This is a genomic window from Gaoshiqia hydrogeniformans, from assembly GCF_049347105.1.
In the GTDB taxonomy this organism is placed as follows: Bacteria; Bacteroidota; Bacteroidia; order Bacteroidales; family Prolixibacteraceae; genus Gaoshiqia; species Gaoshiqia hydrogeniformans.
In genome coordinates, this window is sequence record NZ_CP186334.1 from 3376871 (window position 1) to 3401081 (window position 24211).

The window sequence follows — 24211 nt, forward strand, 5'->3', positions numbered from 1 at the left end:
GACCGATCAGCACGAAACGATTTTTATCTGAAGCTGATTCATTGGAGTTTCCCATAAAAAAATGATCTTTGTGCCGAAATTAGCAGCCGTAAAAATGGATTATACAACCGGAAGGGAAGCAATCGGTAAAGGAAGATCGGGGACTGTTTACCGAAGTTCTGATAATCGCGGAAATATTCTTGCCATCAAAGTTTTTTCAGGGAGCGATTCTCTCACCAAATTTGTCAACTATGTTCTGACAGGCGCTCCAAATCCGTATAGCTGGAATGAACATGCTGTTCAATGCGCTCATTTACGAAGGGAAATATTGACTGTCCTGATTCCAGGCTGGTTTGGCCCGCATCTGAAAATAGCGCGTTCATACGGGACGGCCTGGAACAACGAATTCAAAGCCTATGAAATCGTAACCGAATTTATTACCGGGCGGCAGGTTAGTCTTCATCATCCTTTCTCGAGCGAAACGGAAGGGGAATATGATGATTTGTGCAGGCAGGTGATGGAGCCCTTACAAAAGAAACTGATTGCATCCGGTTTTGACGGCCTGGTTTGGCAGGCGGGAAAAGGCAATCCGGTGGCGCTCAACAATTTTTTACTCGACCAGGAGGGAAACTGGGTTTGGATTGATGCAGAATCGGGAGTTCCCGCGATATTTCCCTTAAATCCGCTTTCGTTGCTGTTTTTCTATATCCCTAAAGCATTTAAATACAGGCATTTGTTGTTTGATGATGTCAATACGGGAAAATTGCACCGCTATGTCGACGAAAATCAGGATCAGTTTAAGGAAGAAGAGTTTATCCGTTTGAAAGAGGCCATCAGGCAGTTGGAGAAACAACAGGATGAATGGTGGTCGATCGGGAGAGCGCGGAAAAGCATCACCTATAAACTGAAAAAGGGAAAGATTACCGAGAGCCAGGCAAACTGGTACAATCGTCACATCATGCTGTGGTATGGAAAAGAATTGGCCGGTTTCTTGAAAAACGGACTGATAAGTATGGTAGTTAAACTACCGCTTTGGATTATCCGGAAGTTGATGTCAATTAATTTGTGGGAGATCATAAAAAATATCTACAAATTTCTGTTTACCAGGGAATACCGGAAATACAGCATTGAGAAATACCTGAACAAGCGCATCAATGAATGGGAAAAACGAGGCCAGCTAAACCCGGGGCAGGCGGACTTTTTGCGGGACCAGGCCAAACACGAGTCAGCCAGCCCGTATCTGGCCGATTTTATTATCGTATTGGGACTAAAACCGGTCACGCAGGTCATCGAGTTGGTGGTACTCCCGTCGTTATACGCTACCGGTTTAATCAGCATTGGTTTTCTGGCCGTTGGCGCAGCCCTGGGCGGATCGATTTACCGGACAATCTACACCTTAGGTAAAATGCTGTACGAACAATTCCGGTTTCCCGAATCAGAAAGGCATCCCCGGATGATTGCACTGGTTCTCGGCTTAATCCCGACTGTTGGGAACGCCGCGTACCCGATTCAGATGATTTATTCGGTGACTACCCGGAAAAAAGAACTGGCCGAATTTCTTACGTATGATCTGGCATCGAACATTGGCGAACGAATTCCGGTTTGGGGAGGGAGAGATACGAAAACAGAACATTTTTTTAACCGGATTCCTGATTTCGTGATAAAAAAAAGAGATGACCTGAAAAACTGCTGCCGGAAAACAAAATAAAAGCCTGCGCCGGAACGCATTTAAACCAAAGATTAATATTATCTTTTGGCCTCCTAATACTAATCTGCTAAAAATGAAAAAAATCAGTACGGTGATACGTATATCACTTTCTGTTGCATTTCTGGTCCCGCTATTTCTGGGACTGTCATCCTGCACAGAATTTTCTTCTCTCCAAAACTCCGAAATTGAATTAATAAAAGAAGCGCTGCCCGTTTGGGCGGAAGGGCGTGAACAGGAAATGAACCTCAGCCTGGGATTCCAGGGAGTTTTCGATGCAAAAGAAAAGCAGGATATCAGGCTGAAGATAACCGCGTCGACACTCTACCGGGTATACCTGAACGGAGAATTCGTTGGTTACGGGCCTGCCCGGGCGGCTCACGGCTATTTCAGGGTCGATGATTATCGGCTTGATTCCCTGGTAAAAAAAGGCGAAAATATCCTGGCCATCGAGGTGGCCGGCTACAATGTGAACAGTTATTATACCCTCGACCAGCCTTCGTTTTTGCAGGCCGAAGTGGTATCCGGGAAAAAAGTTTTGCTGGCAACCGGAATAGCTCCCGGGTTTAAAGCAATTCAACTCAAGGAACGTCTTCAAAAAACGGAACGCTACAGTTTCCAGCGGCCCTTTACGGAATATTACCGGGTAGGGAAAGATGCTGACCATTGGAAAACAGATACCGGCTCGCCGGTTGAGACGTTGACGCTGGTTCGTCAGCCGGCTGTCAAATTGCTTCCCCGAAACCTGCTTCTTCCCGAATTTGCAAAGGTACATCCGGCAACGGTTTATGCCACCGGAACTATTGGCTTCGAAAAACCGGAAACCTATAAAAAAGACCGTTCCCTGATCCGTATTAGCGAGAAACTAAAGGGTTATACGGAAGATGAGCTCGAATTGGAGCTGCAGCCGTCGCAGTTGATGCAGGAAATGGTGACTCAAACACAGGATACCGGCGCAGAACCATTTTCAGGAAATCCGGTGATGCTGAAAGAAAATGAGTTTATCACCTTCGATTTTGGCGCTAACCTCTCGGGTTTTATTGGCAGCAAAATAAGCTGTTCGCAGCCCTCGGCGCTGGTTTTTTATTTTGACGAAATGCTGACTGACGGCGATGTCAATCCCAAAAGAAGGATGGCCGATGTTAATAACCAGGTGGTTTATGAACTGGAACCGGGCGATTATCTGCTCGAATCATTCGAATCGTACACCTTCAAATACCTGAAAGCGATGGTGCTGAAGGGAAGTTGTCAGCTTCAGGAAGTTTATTTACGCGAATATGCTTATCCCGAAAACCGCCTGGCTTCATTTTCGTCGGACAACCTTAAGCTGAACGAAATATATCAGGCGGCACGGCAAACCTACCGGCAAAATGCGGTGGATTTGTTCATGGATTGTCCGTCGCGCGAACGCGCCGGCTGGCTCTGCGACAGCTATTTTTCGGCGATCATGGAAAAAGATTTTACCGGACAGTTGGCCGTAGCGCGCAACTTTTATGAGAACTACGTTTTGCCCGAACGTTTCGCTTTCCTGCCCGAAGGCATGTTGCCGATGTGTTATCCGGCCGATCATAACGATGGCGTGTTTATTCCCAACTGGGCCTTGTGGTTTATCATTCAGATTGACGATTATGCCCGGCGCGGAGGCGACCCGGCCCTCGTTGAACGATTAAAACCCCGGATTACGGATTTGCTGGGGTATTTTGCCCGTTTCGAGAACGAAGACGGGCTGCTGGAAAAGCTCGAAAGCTGGATCTTTGTGGAATGGTCGAAGGCCAACAGTTTTGTACGCGACGTTAATTACCCGACCAATATGCTGTACAGCGCGGCCCTGACCAGCGCTGCCAATTTGTATCAAAACGAGTACTGGCAACAAAAGTCCGGACAGGTCCGCCAACAAGTGCTGAAACAATCGTACAACGGGACTTTTTTCGTGGACAATGCCGTCAGAAATGCAAACGGCCAGCTTGAAGTAACTCAAAATACCACCGAAGTTTGCCAGTATTACGCGTTCTTCTTCCAGGTGGCTACACCTGAAACCCACCCGGAACTGTGGCATAAACTAACGACCGAATTCGGTCCGAACAGGAACGATGCGGTGACCTGGCCTGAGGTTTTCCGAGCCAATGCGTTCATCGGGAATTACCTTCGGATGGATATCCTTTCGCGCTACGGCCTCCGGAACCAGTTGCTCGGCGAGATACAGGATTATTTCTTTTACATGGCCGAACGCACCGGGACCTTATGGGAAAACGTCGATGCACATGCCAGTTGCAATCACGGTTTTGCATCGTACCTGGGGCATATTCTCTATCGCGATATCCTGGGAATCAGTGAGATTGACTACCTGAACAAAGAAGTGACGATCCGTTTTTCCGATCTTGATTTAAATGAATGCCGCGGAACCATTCCGCTTGATGACCAGGCGCTTGAACTAAGCTGGAAACGATCGGGAAACGAAATCAGCTATTCCCTGAAGGTCCCCGGGGCTTATCGGGTAAAGGTTGAAAATTTAAGTGCATATGAGTTGAAACAACTAAATCAATAACCAGATAAAAACCTGATTATGAAACTGTCTGAAATCATTTTCGCTACAATTATTGGTATTGCCGGCCTGTACGGACATGGGACGGCTCAGATCCGGAATGCGGATGTTTACGAATTTCCTGAAATGTCGATGCAAAACTACCGTTATCACATCAACATCCCCAACCTGGATGGTTATGAAACGCTGAAATGCGATTTTCACGTTCATACCGTATTTTCCGATGGAAAAGTTTGGCCCGATATGCGGGTAAACGAAGCCTGGAACGAAGGCCTGGATGCCATCGCAATCACCGACCATATTGAATACCGGCCGAATAAAGAAACCGTTATCGGCGATTTAAACAAGTCCAATGAAATTGCACAGAAAAGGGGCCGCGAAATCGGGATGATCGTTATTAAAGGAACAGAAATTACCCGGAAGAAGCCGCTGGGGCATCTCAACGCGCTGTTTGTGCAGGATGTGAATAAAATTGATTTGCCCGATGAGCTGGATGCCATCGACGAAGCGGTCGCGCAGGGAGCTTATATTCTCTGGAACCATCCCGGATGGCCAAATGACACCAGCACCATGTACCCTGTTCATGAAAAACTGATTGCCGAAAAGAAATTACATGGCGTTGAGGTGTTTAACTCGTGGGAGTATTACCCCAAAGTATTGGACTGGTGTAACAAATTTGGATTGGCCCATTTTGCCAATTCAGACATTCATTATACCAGCGCGAACATGTACCGGGGAAAAAATCAACGCCCGATGACCCTGGTTTTCGTGAAAGAACGTTCGGAAGAAGGCGTTAAGGAGGCCTTGTTTGCCGGGCGTTCGGTGGCTTGTTTTAATGACAGGCTTGCCGGGAAAAAGGAGTTGCTCGACGAAATCGTTCAAAAATCACTTTCGGTAAAAATCGTCAACGAGGAAAAAAACCTCATTGAAATTCATAACCAATCCGATCTAAGCTTTCAGATCAGTTTCGGGACAATGATGTATTCGGTATCTGTTTATCCCAACCAGGTTCTTCGGGCAAATATTCCTTCGGGAACTGACATCAGCTTCACGAATTGTTTGACCGGGCAGGGTCAGCACCTGGTTACCAGACTTTGGTAGCGTACGAGACACAACATGCAAATTGAAAGGTACATTTTCATAATGAAACGTATATACTTGTATCTGTTGTCGGTCCTGTTGATTGCGGTTTCTTGCAACAAGGTCAACCGGCTTTATGTTTCGCCCCAGGGAGATGATCTGGGCGATGGTTCGGCGGGAAAGCCGTTCCGGACGATCGAAAAAGCGCGGGATGTTGTTCGCGAAAAACGACAGGAAGGAAACGGAGCCGTTTTTTCAGTTCTGCTGAAGGAGGGCGATTATGAGTTCACCCGCAGCCTTGAATTTGACAGCCGGGACCGGGATTTGATCATTGCCGCCTGCAAACAGGCGAAGGTCCGTTTTACCGGAGGAATTTCAATCCATCCGGCTTTGGCCGGGCCTGTGTCGGGAACGGAAAACGAAAAAATATTCCCGGAATACAGCCGGGAGCACATCGTTATGATTGATTTCAAAAAACTGGCGATCAGTAATTTCGGCGAGTTAAAGCAGGTTGGCTTCGGCCATCCGTTCCCATGTTCCTGGATGGAATTGTTTATTAACGGCGTCCCTGGCTGCTTGTCCCGCTGGCCAAACGACTCGGTAGTCAGCATGGGTGAAGTGATTGAGAAAGGCTCAGTCCCCTCCGAGGGCGATACCGCGAATGCAGGAGGGGTCTTCCGTTATCGGGGCAACCGCCCTGCTGCCTGGAAAACGTCCGGCGACCTGTGGTTGTCGGGTTATTTCAGGTACGGATGGGCCGATGATGCCGTGAAGGTTGCCGCTATCGACACCCTGGAACAAACCATTGCAACGGTACAACCGCACCGTTATGGCTTTTTGTCGGGGAAGCCTTACAATACCTGGTATGCCTACAATATTCCAGAAGAGATTGACGCTCCGGGCGAATATTATATCGACCGCGAGAACGGCATTCTCTATTTTTACCGGCCTGAAAAAACGGAAACGGTCGAAGTGTCGATGCTCGAAGTTCCTTTTGTTGTGGTGAACGCTTCGTCAAACATCACCATCCGGGAAATAGCATTCGAGTGCTCACGAACGCACAGCGTTGATCTGATCAGCGCAAGCCATTGCAAGCTGGTCAGCTGTACGTTCCGCAACCTGGGTTCATTTGCCGTTCATATTGGCGACGACGAAAACGGGACCATCGGGAAAAACAACGGGCTTAGCGGTTGTACGATTGAACAAACCGCTTCGGGCGGAGTTCACCTCTTCGGGGGAAACCGGCAGACGCTCGAAGCTGCCGGAAATTACGTCGAAAACTGCCGGATTCATGATTTTAACCGGATTGCAAAAACCTATTGCGCCGGAGTTCAGATTAAAGGCGTAGGAAACCGTATAACCCATTGCGAAATTTATCAGGGTCCCCATTGTGCCGTTCTGATGTCGGGAAATGACCACCTGATCGAGTTTAACAACATTCACGATGTATGCCTGGTAACCGATGACGTGGGTGCGCTCTATTACGGACGGAATCCTTCGGAACGGGGTCATTTGGTTCAGTTCAACTACTTTCACGATCTCGGGCAGGAACACCGCACCACTGCTGTATATCACGACGATGGCGCCTGCGGAATGACGGTATTCGGAAATGTTTTTTACCGGGCAGGAGCTTTTCCTTCGCTGATCGGTGGCGGAAGCGACAACGCGTATATCAACAATATTTTCATCGATTGCCCGGTGGGTATTAAGGTCGACAACCGGCTGCAGGCTTACGATTGGGCGATACCGATGATTGCTCCCGGAAATGTTTACGATAAAGCGCTCCGTGAAATAAAGCATGATCAACCGCCATACAGCTCCAAATATCCGGAACTGGCAAGCTATTGGGACGATAATCCTGCCTTCCCGAAACGAAATGTGGTGGATAAAAATATTTTTGTCGGGCTTGAAACGGTGATCCTGGGCGACAAAAAGTTTCTTGAGTATGGCGATCATAATTACATCACCCATGACGACCCGGGCTTTGTAAATAAGAAAGAACAGGATTTCAGGCTCAGAAAGGATTCGGACGTATTTGCAAAAGTTCCGGGTTTTCAGGCGATTCCGTTTGAACAGATCGGACTAAAGAAAAAATAACATGATCAGGTTGTATTTTTCAGCTCTGGTTGTTCCGGGATTCCTGTTTTCAGGGAGTTCATGCACACGGAAACCGATATGTTATACCGGCGATTTATGATCAACCACCAGGACCGGATTCTTTACGGAACCGATGGGAGTGTTCACGGAAACCATGCTAATTTTAGTATTGTATTACAGGGACTCAAAAACAGTTGGTTCGAACAGTGGCTTTTTCTGGCAACCGACACGGTCCTCCCGGTCAACGACCTCGGCGGACAACTCGTGAAAGGGCTGCAATTGCCGAAGGAGGTGATTGATAAATTGTATTACAAAAACGCGGAAAAATATTTTATTTACTAAACTGAATCACTAGTGTCCCATTAAAATCGGGACGTATTAATAATTAAACAAATTTGGCTCATTAAGGCTAAAACGTTCTTTGTCATTTTGAAATTTAGTTCTATCAAATAGGTCTCGAAGATTAGTTTTATCTGTTAAAGATATGCTCAATCTGCAAGACCTCATATGTGCTTCTATCAAGTTGCATGTCCTTTTGGACGATTGCCACCAAGCAGTAAGTGCACATGGCAGCGTAGATTTGAATCCGAACAGCATTTTCAGTAGTACCCCAAAACTTTTTGATTTTCAGATGTTGCTTTAACCATTTGAAGAACAGCTCGACTTGCCAGCGGTTCTTGTAAAGTTCAGCAACCTGCAATGCAGAAATGTGCATTGCATTGGTCAAGAATACAAGCTCACGCTTTTGTTCTTCATCCCAATATCTGACCAATCTAAGATGCTCTGGATAGTATTGCTTAGGATAAAACCCAGTCAATTCAATTGTTACATCTGAAAGCACGTTCTTGGGCAATCTTCGTTTCCATTTGATCATCTTGCATTGTAGATTCTTTTTGGCTCTTAAAACATAGAAAGCTCCTATTTGATGAATCTTATACAACATCTTGAAGTGATTATATGCACGGTCAAATATGTAATATGAGCCTGATTCATAAGGGATCTCTTTCATGGCAGTAGAGTCGTGAACAGATGCTTCAGTGATATGGAAAAATGCAGGTATCTGTGTCTCCACATCGTATAATGCATGTACTTTGATTCCACCTTTTTTCTTACGGAACTTCGCCCACCAGAATACCGAAAGGCATAAGTCAATTGTCGTTGAATCAAAAGCATAGACATTGCCTTCAAGCTTGAAGATGTCAGCAACGCGTTTCTGCCTGGCTTCGTTTACCAGATAGTAAGCATACTCTTCAAAGATGTGATAGTCCCTGTCTTGATTGGCTCTGGCCAGTGATGATTTTGAAATGTTCTTGCCCAATCCCAAATGATAAGATTTGGAGTGATGAGCATCAAGTGCGACGATCAAATCTCTAAGACTTTCACGATTTGACAATTGCCCGAACATCAGAGATAGCAATTGATTCCAACAAGTGAAATGCTTCACGTATTTGTCGCCATTGTATTTGGCAACAATACGATTGAATTTGCTTCGATTCAGAAACGAGACCAGTTGAGCGAAAACGTATTTGTCTTGATACATATGCAATCAGAATAATCTGATGCAAAACTAAAAATTCAAGTCCGTTCGCTCGAAAAATGGATACAACTAACTAAATTTCAAATACATCAAAGAACTTTTTTAGTTTTTAATGGGACGGTAATGAAACTGAATTAAATCTGTATGGAACTTCAAAAAACCGAACGCCTGGGATCGCTCGACGTGTTGCGCGGCTTCGACCTGTTTTGCCTGGTGTTTTTTCAACCGGTATTCCGGTCGCTGGGGCGGGCTGTCAACACCCCCTGGATGGATGTCATGATGAAACCTTTTGAACATGTTGCATGGGAAGGTTTTGCGTTTTGGGATATCATTATGCCTTTGTTTATGTTTATGGCTGGCGCGTCCATGCCGTTTGCCTTTGCCAAATACCTGAAAAACGGCAGCAAGGTGCAACTGTACAAACGTATTCTGAAAAGGGTTGTTTTGCTATGGATTTTTGGCATGATGTGCCAGGGAAACCTGCTGGCGCTTGACCCAAACCGGATTTTCTTCTTCTCCAACACGCTGCAGGCCATTGCCATTGGTTATCTCATTTCAGCCATCCTGCTGATGCACCTCAACCGGAAAGGCCAGCTGGCTGTTACAGCAGGTTTGCTGCTTAGCTACTGGGCATTGCTGTCGTTTGTAAAAACAGGGGAGTGGGGTGGCGGCAACTTCGGGCCCGATAACAACCTGGCCGAGTACATCGACCGCGTGGTGATGGGGCGTTTCCGCGACGGTTCAACGGTGACCGAAACGGCGATCGATTTCGGGAAATACCGTTATACCTGGTTAATCAGCAGCCTGAACTTCGGCGTAACGGTCATGACGGGCGTTTTTGCCGGACAAATTATGAAAGGCAGCCTCCCGAAAATCAGGAAAGTACAGTGGCTGGGCATTGGCGGTGTTTTAATGGTTGTGGCCGGCCAGTTGTGGGGATTGCAAATGCCAATCATCAAAAAAATATGGACCAGTTCGATGACCCTGTACAGCAGCGGAATTTGTTTTTTGCTGATGGCGCTTTTTTATTACCTGGTCGATTACAAAAATTACGGCAAATACCTGAACTGGCTGAAAATATACGGGATGAACTCCATTTTGGCCTACATGCTGTACGAAATCATAAATTTTGGCTGCATCAGCAACTCGCTGCTTCACGGAACCGAGCAGTTTTTGGGTAACTATTACGGAACCCTGATCAAACTGGCCAATGTATCGATCATTTTTTTCATCCTTTGGCTGATGTACCGAAAAGGGAAATTTCTGAAAGTATAATACCAAACAACAAGGCAAATGATACGAGAAACACTGATTCCGGTATTGATTGCCAGTGCTTTTCTTCTCAGTTGCAATTCGGATGAATCGTCCGAAAAATGGACTATTTTGGCTGACGGGAATCAGGTTATTATCCAGGCCGGAATGCTCGAACGCAGTCTCCGGCTGACCAACTCATCGGTTGTTACCGAAATGCTTTCGGTGAACGGTAATCCTGTTATTGCAGAAAATCAGGCTGAATTCTCGGTTACTTTTTCGAAAGCTTCGCCCGATGCCGAACCGCAGGGGATTGGCTATTCTGATCAGGCCGGGGTAGAACAGGAAGATGCCGTGAAAAACCAGACGGATGCTTTGAATGTAGCTAAGGAAGACAATGTGAACGGCCAAACAGTGAACTGGGTTGATCCGGTTTTGGTTACCGGAAAACAAGCTGGCAACCTTTTCGACTCGGTGAGTTATTCAATCCTTTCTCCCAAAAATGACACGAAAAGACTGGTTGTTTCACTCGTTTCTTCGGGAAAAACCGGATGGGAAGGGATTTCAGCAGAAATTAATTATGAAATTTATGAAGGTTTTCCGGCTATCCGCAAATGGATCAGATTTTCCAATCAGGGACAACATTGGATAAAAATCGACCGGTTGATCATAGATGAGGTGGAAATAGGTGAAAATTATTCATCCAAAACCCTTCTGACTCCCGGCTCAGAAAATATTGACCCCGCAATTGTTGCATTCAGCGATTCTTCCGCCTCCTGCGGCCTGATCCTGTCCAGCGAGGCGCCCTCCAGGTTGAGGTTGCTTTCCGGGCAGGGCGCTTTGGGGTACCATCCCGGTTTTTTTGAATGGGTGCTCGGCCCCGGCGAATCGTTTGTGTCGGAACCGGTGTTGATGTATGCTTTTTCGGGAGAAAGTTATCCCACGGTTTCTTCCGTCTCAACCGCACTCGATCGCTGCGTGGAAGGCGATTTTAAATCGTTCCTGAATGAAAAAATATTACAATCGACAGGTAAAAAAAGTATCGCGCCGCTGTTTTGCACCTGGACCAATTATGCCGCTGAGATTAACGACAGCAACATGCGCATTGCGGCCGATATCGCCGCAAAAATTGGCTTTACATGTTTTCAATTGGATGCGGGCTGGTCTGATGCGGGCCCCGGCGGAGGATGGGCCGTTTCAACAATCAGGCCTGTCCCTGAAAAATTTCCCGATCTGAATGGCCTGAGCAGTTACATCCGGTCGAAAAACATGAAAACAGGCCTTTGGTATTCGGTTTTCATCAACGAACTGCAAGCCGATAAAAACGGGAACGAACCGCCCCTGTTCAGTTTACCGCTGATCAGGCGGGCTGGTGGGCTGGGGCTTAGTTTATGCTATCAGAAAGCCCTTGAAAAATATATCGACGAAATTGTTTATCTGCATCAAACGTATCAGGCCGATTATTTCAAACAGGATTTGAGTAACCTGTGTTACGGCGATAGGGCCTGCGGGCACGAAAGCCGCACGCTGAAAGAATCGTATCTGCGGGGTTTGCGGGGACTGCTGGCCACACAGGATGAAATTCACCGCCGGGCGCCGGGCGTGTGGCTCCAGTTGTCGCACGAAATCTACTGGGAAACGCCCGGCCCCGAAGCTGATATTGCCGTTTTGAAACACGCCGATTCGTACCACTCAGCGCCCAACGAATACTGGGGTGCCGGCAACCGCAAACAATTGGTGGACGGATCGTGGAAATACAATGTCGACAGTTTACAGCAGAAGCTGAAACAGGGAGCTTTTCGCTCCCGCGATTTGATGTACCGGCACCGGGCTTTGCCGCTCGACCGGATTGAGGTTTTCGGCGCGGTGACTACGAATTTCAGCGGGAGCCTGACCCCCGAAATACAAGACCGGCAGATTTGCAGTTGGCTGATGGGCGCCCCTCTTTCTTTTTCAGGTGATTTAACCTCGCTCTCCAACGAAAACATGGAACGATACCGAAGCCGCTTTGCCCTGCTCGAGAACCTTCAGCAGAAATATGCTGTTTATTCGCGTTTTCAATTCAGCGGCGTACCTGCTCCAACCGATGAAGGTTGGCATTGGTGGGGAAAACTGAATGAAGAAGGTTGCGGTGCGGTGGTGGTATTGCGCGGAAGTGCAGGTGAAAATTCACAAAAAATCAACATCCCGTGGGTGAAAGCAAGGCAAAAATACAAGTTGACGGCATTGCTTTCGGGAAAACACCTGGGCAATTTTACCGGGCAACAATTGCAAAACGGGGAGCTGCAGCTCAGCTTATCACGCTGGGGGCAGGAAATTATTGAGCTAGCAAACCAATAGCCGGGTGGGATTGGAGCGTGCTGCTTTCAAGTCTGGTACGAATGAAGAATATGGTCCTGAAACCTAACGATATGAAAACGAATACAGAAACTTCAAGACAGAAACGGCTTTATGCACTGTTGCTAATTCCTGCCTTTTCGGCTGTTTTAGCCTTAAACCATTTCGGGTTTTTCTTTAAGTCGGGAAGCGCGGGGGGAGGAATCCTGATTTTGTTGGTTCTCTATTTCAATCAATTGAAACGCTCGAAAGACGTTTGGGCGATTATAGCGGCCTTTCTGTTTTCGATTGGCGGCGACTGGTTTTTGTCGCACCGGCATGGCGAACCAGAAAGGTTTGTGGCGGGTATAGCGCTGTTTTTTATCGCCCATATCGGTTATTTATGGTACGCTTTGTTGAAAGGGCGTATCCGGTGGATATTTACCCTCATTTTGCTGGTTGCTTACCTGCTCTTCTTTTTTCTGAAATTGTCTCCGGTAATCAACGATCAAAGCTTGATGTTTGCTGCTTTGGTGTATTTGCTGATCTCCTGTTTTTCATTGGGCGGGGCAGTGGGACTGGAAGCCCCGGCGCCCGAACGATTGGCCTATATTTTCGGCATTTTCCTGATCCTTTTTTCCGATACCATCATTGCATTCCGCGAGTTCCTGGGCTACCGGGAACTGAGTTTCCTGATTTTGCCTACTTATTACCTCGCGCACCTGGCCATCACTTTTTCATTGATGTACAGGAAAATTGCTTTGAATTAAAACCCAACGGGCAGCGCCTCCTGGGGCAAACGATAAAAAATATAAGAAGATAAACAGGCAGATGAACCTGCAAAAACAATAGACAGCCCGGAGCCGGCTGTGCCGGTTTTTAACCGGCGATTGTTGGATACGCGGTTAAAACCTACGCCACCCGCACATGCTGGTTGGTAATCAGTCCCTGTCCGGGTTCCCTTCATTGTTTCCAGTTTCAAAACCCCCGTAGGCCATAGCCAGGCGACAGGTCATCAATGAAGCGCCGTCATGCTGAACTTGTTTCAGCATCTGTTGACCGGTGCACCCCCGATAGATGGAGCGTGATACCGGATTAATGATCCGGGAAATCCGTTTCAATTATGCGGAAAACTCACCTGGATTGTGCGGAAAACTCATTGGTATTATGCGGAAAATGCGTTTCGATTATCCGCAAAACGCATTGGTGTTTTCCGCGAAACAGAATCGTGTCATCAGGATATTCCGAAAATCCTCCGCTGGCTGGTTCTCCCGCTGGCAGGCATTTATTAACCGGCGGCTCGGAAACCGCTGCACCCGACAGCGGGATGACACCCGTTTACCAACTGTTTTTAAATTGATTCCAAATTAGCCGATAAGTAAAATTTATTACGTCAAGTTTTGTAAATTGGGGTGCGAAACCGGAAAATTTCGGTTGGTTGATTTGAAGCGAACGAAAAAAAACGATGTAAACCCTTACCGGCGATGTTGGAGAGGAAAAACAGGGGCAAGGACGTTTTATGTTCCAAATTTTTCATTGCCGGATGGAAAAAACCCGATTGATGGTTTGATGTGAGTGAGGGACGTATAACGATACTTTCCGGATTTGGAAGAATATATTCCACTTTTCATCCGACAAAACGAAAATATATGTACCTGGTAAATATAGACAACCGTTGGCGTTCATTGTAAAAAAAGCCAGCGCACATTTAGCACATTTGTTTTTTTTGCTGACCCACAAAGCCAAATAGAAAAAACCAAAAGAGCTAAACTTTGCCAACTCACCGAAAGACATGATTGAAGAACTGAAAATATATTTTGACGAGAGAAAAACTTTTGAAATGCAAAACATCAAACCACTTGTTGGATTGACTGGATTGTATTTCATCTTTACCGATAAAAAGAAAATTAATTATGCATTTGGAGAATCCAGACTTTTATATATCGGAATGAGTGAAAAGAGAACTAATAGCATAGGAAACAGACTTATGGGACATTTTGACGGAAAATCAAAAAATGTTGGATTGATTAATTTCAGAAAAGTTGAACAGCTCTATTTCACTTATCTTAATTTTGAAATGCTGAGAAATTTCTGGAAACATAGAATTGAAGACCTTGAAAGTTATTTTATACTCGATTTTGTTGAGAAATACGGAGTTTATCCTATTTGCAATAACAAAACAGGATTTGATGTACTAAATAAAACCATTGAAACAACTTTGTTAATTGACTGGAAATACTTTGAATAATGGATAAAAAAATAAAAAGTGGTAAAGAAGTAATTGACGAGTTCTTTTCAGAAATTTATAATATCGAAAATATTGATGAAAAGACAGTTGAATCACTTATTTCGCTCTACGGTGAAGGCAAATTCACAGACAAAAATATTCAAAATAAGTTAGATGAACTTTTGCAAGAGGAATTAACCCCAAAGCAAAAGAAAGATGAATAAAATCAATTCGATAAACATTGTAGGACTTAGGGGGATTAAAGAAAGCCTATCTTTAAACCTTAATCAGAAATCAATACTCTTTTATGGAGATAATGGTTCTGGTAAAAGTTCTATCACTGATGCGTTTGAGTGGTTTTATTATGACCGCGTTGGACATTTGGTAAGTGAAGAAATTGGTGCAACAAAAGGTAAAGGGGCATTGAGAAATCTTTTCTTACAAGCATCGGACGATGCTTTTATAAAATTAGAATTCAATAAACCAGAATTAGCATCTCAAAAAACGATAAATGATGCATTAAAGATTTCTCAAACAAATAACAGTAACGAATTCAAAGAATTTATTGAAAAATCACAAACTGAGAATTTAATATTAAGGTACACTTTCCTTCAAAAATTTATAATTGCTTCAAAAAAAGAAAAGCTCGATGAGCTTCAAAAAATAATTGGATTTAATGAAGTTGGGAATATTCGTGACATCTTAAGGAAAAATGCTGGTCGGATTGCCAGAAATATCAAATCAAACAATTATGAAAACAATAAAAGTGTTCAGCAATCAACTTTAATTGAAAATTTTGGACATAACATAACTTCTCCTGAACAGTTTTATGAAGCAGCAAATAATTTAATAAAACCGCTGAAACTTAAGATAGAAATCAAGAATTATAATAATATCAATGAGGTTCTGAAAGAAATTGAAAGTAAAGAAGATACTGAAACGGTAAAAAGAATCAACTTATTTAATAAAATCAGTGAAAATTTATCAGAAGTCGTTGGGAATATTGATAATATAAATTCGGAATATTCGAATTATTTTAAAGCCATAGAAGAACTCAGAAAAGAAAAAGAGAAAATAGAGAAACTTCAATTACTTAATCTTCTTATTGAAGGACAAAAGTTATTAAAATCCGAAATTATTAAAGAAGATGTTTGTCCTTTATGTCAGCAGGGTAAAAATAAAAAGGAATTAATAATAGAGTTGAATGCAAGAATAGAAAAATTAGAAGAACTCAGAAAGGAAAAGGAAAGTGTTGAGCAGAAATCAAAAGATTTACAGCAAATAGTACAAGTTAATCTTAACACTTTAAATTCTTTGAAATCGGAAAAACTGTTGAATACTAAAGATTTTGAACATGAATATAAACAAGTAGAAAAACTTATTGCTTCATTTGAAAAATACAATACTGAATTAAAAAAGAACTTTTTGGCTGAAATTGAAATTGATAATTCATCCATAGTAGCCATTAATAAATCTGATTATGAAATAATTGCAAATTCATCAAAAAACAAATCAAAGGAATTAATTGAAGCTCAAAAGAAAAATCCAAAATTACAGATACATACAAAGCTTTCTTTGGCAAAACAAGCCTACGGTCAATATAACAGGATAGTCAAAGAAGAAGGATTTTTGAGAAAACAACAACACACATTTGAAGCTTTATTCGCAGATTTTATTAAAAGACAGGAAGAAGCACTAGATGTTTTTTTACAAATGTTTTCTGAGGAAATCAACGATTATTATACCACAATGAATCCGAATGAAAGGATTTAAAACATTAGATTGGTACCTCTAAAAGATATCAATGATGATTTGGTGGGAATTACGATTGAATATGATTTCTACAATGAAACGAAATCACCGCCAATTGCTTATTTAAGCGAAAGTCACATCAATTGCCTCGGACTTTCTTTTTATTTAGCATCGGTAAAAGCATTTAATAAGGAAAATCGTTTTTTTATTCTTGATGATATCATTTCAAGTTTTGACAGACCACATCGAACTCGATTTGCTCGTCTGTTAACTTCAAAATTTAATGAGTATCAAATTCTATTATTCACACACGAAAGGGAGTTTTATGAACTTATTTCCTCTGAAGTAAAATCAAAGGGTTGGTTATTACAGGATTTACATTGGAATAATGCCAATGGAACAGTGTTAAAAACTCCATTGGTTGATTACAAATCGCAAATAGAAGAGAAGTTTAAGAATAGAGACACAAATGACCTTGGCAATTTAATCAGAAAATATCTTGAACGTCAACTTAAAATCATTGCGAATGAAATTGAAGCAAAAGTTTCCTTTCGATTTAATGAAATAAATGAGAAAAGAATGGCTCCTGAACTTCTTGACTCAGTTCAAGGAAAACTCAAAGCAAGTGGAGAATTAAAGGCATTGGCTGATATTCCAAAAATACAGGCGATGCCAATGTTATTAGGAAACACAACCTCTCATGACAATCAGTTTCAAGAAAGTATAGAGGATTTAGAAGTTATGTGGGAGGATGTCAAAAAACTAATTCATTGCTTCTTTTGCAATGATTGCAATAAATATATTTCCGTTAAATTTTATGATACTGTTGAAAAGAAAATAAGATGCGGTTGTGGAAAATTAAAATATGATTGGAAAACTTAGCCCGTGCTTCGTAGCCAAGCACATTGGCTGGTCGCTCAAAAAGCCAACGCATTACCAAAACCAGCCAAAGAGCTTGCCTACCCCAACACACGGACTGAAAGACAATACAGCAAAATGAGAGAAATTGAAAGTAATATAAACAACGAAACGCCAACATCGTATATAAAACATTTGGCAGTCAGTGGGTTATCGAGCATTCGTGCTCGTATCAAAAGTAGTTGTAACTTGACAGGAAAGTGCTTCGAAATGCCAAACGTTTCATATACGTAACCGTTAGTACGCCGTGAGGTGTATTTTCTCCAATGGGTGGAATTCCCATCTGTCGAATTGGCTGTTCGGGCAGTAATGAAAAGGATTGTTTAAGTCGTGAGGCTTACTCAAAAGTTCTTTGGATTGAGTTACCAAGCCGCAATGCATCATGCGTGAACCCGTAGTAGCTTCGAAAAGTGTAAATCGCAGGCTGGGGAGGATGTTGACGTGTCCAGAACCCTGCCACTTATTGTGGATCAACAGTCATAAGAAACAATAAGGCCTGCCGGAGTCATAGGGGTGGCGTGGTAACAAACGGAGGAAATATGAACACGGGAGGTCTCCTGTAATAATGCATGGCAAGCATAAACACGCCGGTATAAGTATAACGAAGTCCGGAGGTGGTTTCAGGAGAAGTCGGAGAAGCCCATAGTACCGATGACTGTAAAGACAACACAACTTTACTTTTAGGGAAGGGGCTTTACTTTAGAGAAGCTTTTATGGATAAACAACTGCTTAATATTGACAAAAATCTACCAGTTAAGCCATCCGTTACGACGGATGAAAAGGTTCGTGTCTTCCAACGAAAGCTATACCAGAGAGCCAAGCAAGAGAAAAGCTTTAAGGCTTACAGTTTGTACGATAAGGTATGCCAGGCGCACGTGTTGCGAGAAGCCTACCGGAGGGTAAAAGCGGGCAAACAGGAATACGAGTGGATATTCCGGAAGCTACCACCCAGTAATCCGGCGTATACCACCCAGGTTGAGTAACTAAATCGAAGAACTTATTTGACTGACAATATTACCGTTTTTTTCTTAAACTCTCACCTTTTAGTTCAAACCGGTGTGCCGTGTACACGATCCTGTCCAGAAAGCTGTCGGCCACGGTGGGTTCGGAAAAGACATCAAACCAACTGGCCACCGGCAACTGGCTGGCAATAATGGTTGACTTTCGGGCATGGCGGTCCTCGATGATTTCCATCAGATCCAGTTGCTGTTGTCCTTCCAGTGGCGATAATCCAAAATCGTCCAGGACAATCAGGTCTGTTTTTGCCAGTTTGTCAAAAACCCGGGTTATAGTGCCTTCCAGTCGGGCAATCTTTAGTTTCATCATCAGCTTTTGCATATTAAAATACGCTACGCTATAGCCCAGTTCGCACGCTTTCAGTCCCAGGGCCGAGGCCAGTGAACTTTTGCCGACCCCGGTTAGTCCGACAATGATCACGGCCTCCCCGTTCTTGATGTAATCGCCCATGCCCAGCCTTGTCAACAGGGATTTGTCGATTCCCCTTGCCGGGTTGGTGTCGATTTGATCCAGGCTTATCCGGTAACGAAAGCGGGCATTCTTTTCCAGCCGGCTGAACCGGTTCATTTTACGCTGGTCCTGTTCTGCCTGGAGCAGCAGGGCCAGCCCGTCTTCCAGGGAAAGTTCTGTAGTTTTTCTTGTCTCAATTAATGTTTTCCAGCAGGCGGCCATCCCTGACAACCGAAGCCCGCTGAGTTGGGTGATCATTTGATCCATCTTCTTTTCATTTTTGGTTTGTACTCTGATTATTTTCCTTGATTATTGATAGTCTCCCCGGATGTTTCCGTGTTTGGGGAGTTTCTTTATGGTTGAAGGCTTATCCGATGTCATCCTGTTTTCGATTCGCCTGCGAACAAACTGATAACTTGGTATGCCGTTGGCAACGGCCACCCGGCAGGCTTCTTCAAAACAGAAGGGATCGGTTTTGCGTTGAAGGCTCAACAACCCCTCACAGCGTTTGTATAAAACCTCGGGCGTTTCTTCCTTTGCAAACATCATCTTCATCAGGCAGAGCAGGCCATCTGACCGTTTGCGGGCCAGGTCCATGTAGTACCCGGGGCTGCGGTCCATGTAATGCTGATGGGCCGATGGCATGTGCTCCCGCACGAGCGTATATCCGAAACCGATGGTGCGCCGGTGAGTGGCAACCAGCTCTGATTTGCAATAGATCCGCACCAGGGTACGGGTATAAACCACACTGGCCTGTTCCCCGGTGCAGGCGTAAGGAACCGAATAATAGTGTTTGTCCCGTGCCAGGTAAATACAACTGTTTTGCTGCACCCTCAGGCTCGCATAATAACGGATATCAAAACCTGACAGGGGCAAGGCTTTTAACAGTCCTTTTTCATCGGCCAGAAAGTGTTCTTCGCGGCTGTACTCCCGTTGTTGCATCCGGGTCTGGTTATGTTGCAGGATCTTTTCGCTGATCGCCCTGTTCAGGTCGGCCAGGGAAAAAAAGACATGGTTACGCAACCGGGCATACACCCGCTGGTAAACCAGCTTAACCTGGTTCTCCACCAGAGCCTTGTCTTTTGGGGTCCGCACACGCGCAGCCAGCACGGCAAAACCATAGTGGTTGGCAAAATCGTCCATCACCCGGTTAATGTCCGGTTCATACCGGTCGGTTTTGATCACGGCAGCCTTGAGGTTATCACAAACCACAATTTTGGGGACACCACTGAGTGCCTGCAAACAGCAGCCAAGTGCATAAAGAAAATTTTCCGTGTTCTGATGGGAAACAGCCATGGCAAAGCTGTAATCCGAGTAAGGCAGGGTAGCCACGAAAACATACGCTTTTATCGCTTCCCCGGTCTCACGATCAACGTAAGAGAGCGTATCCCCTGCAAAGTCGACAAAAAGTTGCTGCCCGGGCTGGTGGGTCAGCACCGCGGAAGATTTACGGGCTACACGCAACTGGTTTAAATGAAAGCAGAACTGGGAGTAGCTGTACCCCTGCGGGTGCTTTTCACGGTATTCCTGCCAAAGCAGTTTGATGGTCACGTGCCTGCGTTTGAGTTCTCCTTCAAGATAAGGGAGCATTTGTTTCAGCTCATTAAAGCGATCTTCCAGGTAGGCCGGGTTTCCGGCATGAAAACGGCCTTCCAGCACCGGATCATCCAGGGTAAGAAGCTCTCCGATATCCAGTTTCCCGGATGCTATTTTTTGCATGTAGTTGTTGACCGTCCCTTTGTAAATGCCGAGTTCTTTTCCGATCTGACGGTTGGACAGCCCGCTCTGATGAAGCCTCAAAATTTGTTTTAACTGACTCATAAGTATTACTTTTCTTGCCATAATCCGTGTGCTTGATTGGTTTTATAAGCACACAAAGTACTCGAAAAGTTACTCAGGGAAACCAGGTTAGTGGGTGCATATGCTCCGGATTCTGTCAGAACCCGCCAACGGGATGCCACGAAAAAATATCCACCTGTCTGCCATTGGATTAGCGGCCCATTTTTGGGTGGTCATGCTCCGGAATCCGTGCCGTTTTCTCCCGTTTTCGGATAACTTGCACCCACTGGGTGGTTATGCTCCGGAACCGGTCTGGCCGGGGCAGCGTGATTCCTTCAAAATCACATTTTACAACCTAAAATGCCCCAAACAACCCCGTTTTTGGGTGCATATCCGCCGGAATGTCATGTTTTTTCCTTTTGAAAAACGTTCATTTCCTCTGGATTCTTTCTAAATTACTGGGTGGTTGTGCTCCGGATTATCCACGCCCAGCGACGAGCCGGTTTGAACTACACCCCGCTGGCGCGCTTTTGTAAAGTGTGCCGTGCATGAGGTTTCCGGTTGAATATGGAGCTGGTTTAAAACCTGGTAAGGACTTTACCCCACTGCACCAATGTGAGACAGACTCACTGCTTAATGTGAGACGGACTCACTCCCTAATGTGAGACGGACTCACAGCCTAATGATAGCGAGTCTATCAGCTAATGGGAACTTGTGGTAGAAAGATTTTGCCTCCTTTTTATCGATTGAAAAAGGAAGGGCCCGTCCGGCCAAAGGACAACCTTAATGCCTAATTTTTCGGTTTTAAAGGGAAATATTTTCTGCCGGTCAGTTGGCCCGCAAAAAAAGCGCCAACCAGGATCGGATACGTATAAAATGCAAAGCCGATATCGCTGTAAATCCGAAGCAAAATAACCAGAGGGACCGGGATGTGAATATACACCCACCACATCAGGGTGAATTTTTTATGTTTCGACCGCAAAGCGCCGAATGGCACATTGATCAGAAATACCAGCAAGGCGACGATTAAAATCTTCATACCATGATTTAAGACGGTAATGTTAGTCAGATTCATTTAAACGACAAAATGGCAACTGCCTGTTTTCATGTGTAATGGCAAGCCGGATCGTTCAGGCTTGCTTGCCTCCGGTTTAGCCCCAGAGTACCAGGTCTTTCAGCTTTTTAAACCGCTTGCTTTTGCATTTTGGACAAGTTGCGTATTTCAGGCTGCGGATGTTGGTGTGCCTAAGCATTGTCTGGCAGGTAGCGCAGCGGAAATGGGTTTTATGCAAAACCTTGCCGTTATTGATTGCCTGAACAAAAAGTTTGGATGAAATTTGCAGGCAACGGTGGCACCTGTAGATCCGGTATTCCATTTTTAACTCCAGATCGGGGAGTTGTTTGGAAAGCTTAACAATTTTTTGATGTGTCTTGTAATGAAGCTTAGCCGGTTGCCCCTGAACGTATTCGTCCACCAGTTGGTCATGCACCATGAATCCCCAGCCTTCATAGAGATGTTGGGTATGATTGCAGTCCTTACAGGTAAATTTATAGGATAAGCCCATCTGGTTTGGATTAAGTAGTAAAAAGATACGAATTTTGACCGAATCTATCTGCCTGTAAATGACGAAATAAAACATCCGTTTGTATGTAAGAAAATAAAATTATCTTTGCAGCTCAATTTTTGCATGGATGGCAAAGGGGTGTATTGAAAAGTAAATTTTATTGTCATCGGTGCTTTTTGGAAAAGAAGGACGTGTTGTCCTTCGATTAATAAATTACGACGATGACATTTGAAGAAACGGGCTTGAAGCCCGAACTGCTCAGCGCCATTTCAGAAATGGGCTTTGAGCAACCTACGCCTATCCAGGAAAAAACAATCCCGCATTTGATCAACAACAGTAACGACCTGGTAGCTTTGGCGCAGACAGGGACCGGTAAAACTGCCGCCTTTGGTTTGCCGTTGCTGCATAATATCAATGTAGGCACCAAAGCTGTCCAGGCCTTGGTGTTGTGTCCTACCCGTGAATTATGTCTGCAAATCACCCGCGATCTGGAGGCTTTCTCTAAGAATATCAGGGGATTCAAAAACATTGCTGTTTACGGGGGAGCTGATATTGGCAAGCAAATCCGTGAATTGCGCGACGGAGGACAAATTGTAGTGGGCACCCCGGGACGGGTACACGACCTGATCCGCAGGAAAGTGCTCGATGTAAGCCAGATCAGATGGCTGGTGCTCGACGAAGCCGACGAGATGCTCACCATGGGTTTCAAGGAGGAAATGGATGCTATTTTGGCTGAAACTCCTGCAATCAAACAAACCCTGTTGTTTTCGGCCACCATGCCGCGCGAAATTGCCGACATGGCCGCCAAATACCTGCATCACCCGGAAGAAATTGCCGTAGGCAAACGCAACTCAGGCGCCGAGAATGTAGAACATCACTATTATGTGGTCCAGGCCAAAGATAAATATGCCACCTTGAAACGGGTTGCCGATAACTATCCGAATTGCTATGCCATTGTATTTTGCCGTACCCGCATGGAAACCCGCGAAGTAGCCGAAAAATTTATGGCCGACGGTTATAATGCCGATGCTTTGCACGGAGACCTGTCGCAGGCTCAGCGCGACCAGGTGATGAGCCGTTTTCGTTCGCGTAACCTGCAAATGCTGGTCGCTACCGACGTGGCTGCGCGCGGCTTGGATGTAAACGACCTGAGCCATGTGATCAATTACAGCCTGCCCGACGACCCGGAAGTGTATATCCACCGGAGCGGGCGGACCGGACGTGCCGGAAAAAGCGGTATCTCGGTATCGATTGTCCACATGCGCGAAACCGGTAAATTGAGGCAGATTGAAAATGTCTCACACAAACGCTTTGAGCGGAAGATGGTGCCGGGTGGTGAAGAAATTTGCGAAGTACAGCTGATGCACCTGATTGACAAAGTAGTCCAGGTAGAAGTGAACGACTCGCGCATTGATCCGTATTTGCCGGCGATTAAAGAGAAATTTGCCGGACTGGGCAGCGAAGAAATTTTGAAACGTTTTGTTTCGATTGAATTTAACCGCTTCTTATCCTACTATAAAAATGCTCCCGATCTGAATATTCGCGAGAAAGAACAGAGAGGCGTTGAAAAACGGGGAAGTGAGCGGGGATTCGAACGCGGCGGACGGGTAACCTTTTCGCGTTTGTTTATCAATGCCGGTAAAAAGCAAAACCTGAATGCTTCCCGCTTGCTGGGGCTGATCAACGAACATTTAAGAAAAAAGAACATTGAGATTGGTAAAATCGATATTCAGCGTAAATTCTCTTTCTTTGAAATTGACAGTCGTTTTGAATCGGAGTTGGTTAAGTCGATTAACGGATCGGTAATTGACGGGCATGCCCTGAAAGTTGACCGTGTAACCGGACAGGACCGCCCGGCAGCTCCCTGGACAAAGACTAAAAAATCGTATACTGAATCGGGGTTTAAACGTAAACCGAGCAAACAACGATAAGCTGCATCAAAATTGAAGGCTGCTGATCATCTGTCATTAAAATGGAACGATCAGCAGCCTTCGAT

Annotated in this window: 21 protein-coding genes; 15 read left to right on the plus strand and 6 right to left on the minus strand. The window is 44.9% G+C overall.

Features of this window, described 5'->3' with window-relative positions:
- Nucleotides 1-70: 70 nt before the first annotated feature.
- From ACOIT5_RS13650 to ACOIT5_RS13670, 5 genes are all read left to right on the plus strand, one after another.
- On the plus strand, nt 71-1687 hold the full coding sequence (locus tag ACOIT5_RS13650) for a hypothetical protein (RefSeq protein ID WP_423126710.1): 1617 nt from the start codon (nt 71-73) through the stop codon (nt 1685-1687).
- A 73-nt stretch (nt 1688-1760) separates the two neighbouring features.
- Nucleotides 1761-4229, plus strand: coding sequence for a hypothetical protein (locus ACOIT5_RS13655; RefSeq protein WP_423126711.1), 2469 nt, complete (start codon nt 1761-1763; stop codon nt 4227-4229).
- An 18-nt stretch (nt 4230-4247) separates the two neighbouring features.
- On the plus strand, nt 4248-5327 hold the full coding sequence (locus ACOIT5_RS13660) for a PHP domain-containing protein (RefSeq protein WP_423126712.1): 1080 nt from the start codon (nt 4248-4250) through the stop codon (nt 5325-5327).
- A 42-nt stretch (nt 5328-5369) separates the two neighbouring features.
- Complete coding sequence (locus ACOIT5_RS13665) at nt 5370-7403, plus strand: right-handed parallel beta-helix repeat-containing protein (RefSeq protein ID WP_423126713.1); 2034 nt, start codon at nt 5370-5372, stop codon at nt 7401-7403.
- A 96-nt stretch (nt 7404-7499) separates the two neighbouring features.
- Entirely contained in the window at nt 7500-7745 is a 246-nt protein-coding gene (locus ACOIT5_RS13670; RefSeq protein ID WP_423126714.1) for a hypothetical protein, read from the plus strand.
- Nucleotides 7746-7872: 127 nt separating this feature from the next.
- Here the strand turns inward: ACOIT5_RS13670 and ACOIT5_RS13675 are convergent, their stop codons facing one another.
- Nucleotides 7873-8943 (minus strand): IS4 family transposase, encoded by a 1071-nt coding sequence (locus tag ACOIT5_RS13675; protein WP_423126649.1) that lies wholly within the window; start codon nt 8941-8943, stop codon nt 7873-7875.
- A 141-nt stretch (nt 8944-9084) separates the two neighbouring features.
- Here ACOIT5_RS13675 and ACOIT5_RS13680 point away from each other — a divergent pair, with 141 nt between their 5' ends.
- The 3 genes from ACOIT5_RS13680 to ACOIT5_RS13690 all read left to right on the plus strand — a co-directional run bounded on the left by ACOIT5_RS13680 (nt 9085) and on the right by ACOIT5_RS13690 (nt 13277).
- Entirely contained in the window at nt 9085-10215 is a 1131-nt protein-coding gene (locus ACOIT5_RS13680) for an acyltransferase family protein (protein WP_423126715.1), read from the plus strand.
- An 18-nt stretch (nt 10216-10233) separates the two neighbouring features.
- Nucleotides 10234-12531, plus strand: a complete 2298-nt coding sequence (locus ACOIT5_RS13685; RefSeq protein WP_423126716.1) for a hypothetical protein — start codon at nt 10234-10236, stop codon at nt 12529-12531.
- Between the two features lie 71 nt (nt 12532-12602).
- Entirely contained in the window at nt 12603-13277 is a 675-nt protein-coding gene (locus ACOIT5_RS13690) for a lysoplasmalogenase (protein WP_423126717.1), read from the plus strand.
- On the opposite strand, the gene ACOIT5_RS13695 is transcribed toward ACOIT5_RS13690, so the two are convergent.
- Nucleotides 13274-13474, minus strand: coding sequence for a hypothetical protein (locus ACOIT5_RS13695; protein WP_423126718.1), 201 nt, complete (start codon nt 13472-13474; stop codon nt 13274-13276). The genes ACOIT5_RS13690 and ACOIT5_RS13695 overlap by 4 nt on opposite strands.
- A gap of 825 nt (nt 13475-14299) precedes the next feature.
- Between ACOIT5_RS13695 and ACOIT5_RS13700 the strand changes: the two genes are divergently transcribed.
- The 5 genes from ACOIT5_RS13700 (at nt 14300) to ACOIT5_RS13720 (ending at nt 18387) form a co-directional block, all read left to right on the plus strand.
- Nucleotides 14300-14755 carry a hypothetical protein gene (locus ACOIT5_RS13700; RefSeq protein WP_423126719.1) on the plus strand — a complete coding sequence of 152 codons (456 nt, stop codon included), beginning with the start codon at nt 14300-14302 and terminating at the stop codon, nt 14753-14755.
- A complete protein-coding gene (locus ACOIT5_RS13705) occupies nt 14755-14958 on the plus strand; it encodes a hypothetical protein (RefSeq protein WP_423126720.1) in 204 nt (67 codons plus the stop codon). Before ACOIT5_RS13700 ends, ACOIT5_RS13705 begins: the two co-directional genes overlap by 1 nt.
- Nucleotides 14951-16507: an AAA family ATPase gene (locus ACOIT5_RS13710; RefSeq protein WP_423126721.1), complete on the plus strand. Its 1557-nt coding sequence runs from the start codon at nt 14951-14953 to the stop codon at nt 16505-16507. The genes ACOIT5_RS13705 and ACOIT5_RS13710 overlap by 8 nt, the downstream gene beginning before the upstream one ends.
- Nucleotides 16508-16516: 9 nt before the next feature.
- A complete protein-coding gene (locus ACOIT5_RS13715) occupies nt 16517-17368 on the plus strand; it encodes a hypothetical protein (RefSeq protein ID WP_423126722.1) in 852 nt (283 codons plus the stop codon).
- A gap of 749 nt (nt 17369-18117) precedes the next feature.
- On the plus strand, nt 18118-18387 hold the full coding sequence (locus ACOIT5_RS13720; protein ID WP_423126723.1) for a hypothetical protein: 270 nt from the start codon (nt 18118-18120) through the stop codon (nt 18385-18387).
- A 31-nt stretch (nt 18388-18418) separates the two neighbouring features.
- Here ACOIT5_RS13720 and istB read toward each other — a convergent pair whose 3' ends face one another.
- Together istB and istA are read right to left on the minus strand one after the other, a co-directional pair.
- Nucleotides 18419-19138, minus strand: coding sequence for an IS21-like element helper ATPase IstB (istB, locus tag ACOIT5_RS13725; protein WP_423126724.1), 720 nt, complete (start codon nt 19136-19138; stop codon nt 18419-18421).
- Between the two features lie 42 nt (nt 19139-19180).
- Nucleotides 19181-20692, minus strand: coding sequence for an IS21 family transposase (gene istA, locus ACOIT5_RS13730; RefSeq protein ID WP_423126725.1), 1512 nt, complete (start codon nt 20690-20692; stop codon nt 19181-19183).
- A 133-nt stretch (nt 20693-20825) separates the two neighbouring features.
- On the opposite strand from istA, the gene ACOIT5_RS13735 reads away from it, so the two are divergent.
- On the plus strand, nt 20826-21104 hold the full coding sequence (locus ACOIT5_RS13735) for a hypothetical protein (RefSeq protein ID WP_423126726.1): 279 nt from the start codon (nt 20826-20828) through the stop codon (nt 21102-21104).
- Between the two features lie 336 nt (nt 21105-21440).
- Here the strand turns inward: ACOIT5_RS13735 and ACOIT5_RS13740 are convergent, their stop codons facing one another.
- Together ACOIT5_RS13740 and ACOIT5_RS13745 are read right to left on the minus strand one after the other, a co-directional pair.
- Nucleotides 21441-21689 (minus strand): hypothetical protein, encoded by a 249-nt coding sequence (locus ACOIT5_RS13740; RefSeq protein WP_423126727.1) that lies wholly within the window; start codon nt 21687-21689, stop codon nt 21441-21443.
- A gap of 112 nt (nt 21690-21801) precedes the next feature.
- On the minus strand, nt 21802-22215 hold the full coding sequence (locus ACOIT5_RS13745; protein WP_423126728.1) for a hypothetical protein: 414 nt from the start codon (nt 22213-22215) through the stop codon (nt 21802-21804).
- A 221-nt stretch (nt 22216-22436) separates the two neighbouring features.
- Between ACOIT5_RS13745 and ACOIT5_RS13750 the strand changes: the two genes are divergently transcribed.
- Nucleotides 22437-24146: a DEAD/DEAH box helicase gene (locus ACOIT5_RS13750; RefSeq protein ID WP_423126729.1), complete on the plus strand. Its 1710-nt coding sequence runs from the start codon at nt 22437-22439 to the stop codon at nt 24144-24146.
- The last annotated feature ends 65 nt before the right edge of the window (nt 24147-24211 follow it).